1 pseudogene is annotated in these 458 nt (G+C 34.7%); it reads left to right on the top strand.

Annotated features, from left to right (window positions below):
* Nucleotides 1-458 (top strand): annotated as a pseudogene (locus NNN71_RS24975) (hypothetical protein); the annotation flags it as partial.

Raw genomic sequence — 458 nt, 5'->3', positions numbered from 1 at the left:
CTCCAATAAATAGCAGTTATGATAGAGCTAACTATGTTAACTGGACATTGGCTTATGAGATGTACTTCTATGTTGTATTTGCGATAAGTTCTTTTTTCTTTAGAGGGAAGATAAAGTCATCATTAGCCTGTTCCATTGCCATTATCGTTATAATGTCAATTGTGAAGAACAAATATGAAATAGGCTATGTTGGTTGGCTTGATACATCGTTAAAAAATGTTATGGGGAATACTATTGTTCTTGATTTTGTGGCGGGTTCTTTGTGGGCTTGCGTTTATAATCGAGTTCAGGTAAGGCCGCCAAAGTTAATATCTTATCTTGTATGCGCTTGCATAGTTTTCTTTTCTCTAGAGATGATTGGTAGCAATATGAAAGGTGGAATTGACTACCAGTCAAGCCTTTTGATTAATTCGTCAATCCCATCATTCATTATTTTATGCATTATATCACTTACTAAG

It is taken from the genome of Kluyvera sp. Awk 3 (assembly GCF_028069715.1).
Taxonomy (GTDB): domain Bacteria; phylum Pseudomonadota; class Gammaproteobacteria; order Enterobacterales; family Enterobacteriaceae; genus Kluyvera; species Kluyvera georgiana_A.
This window is presented reverse-complemented; position numbering and strand designations above follow the sequence as displayed.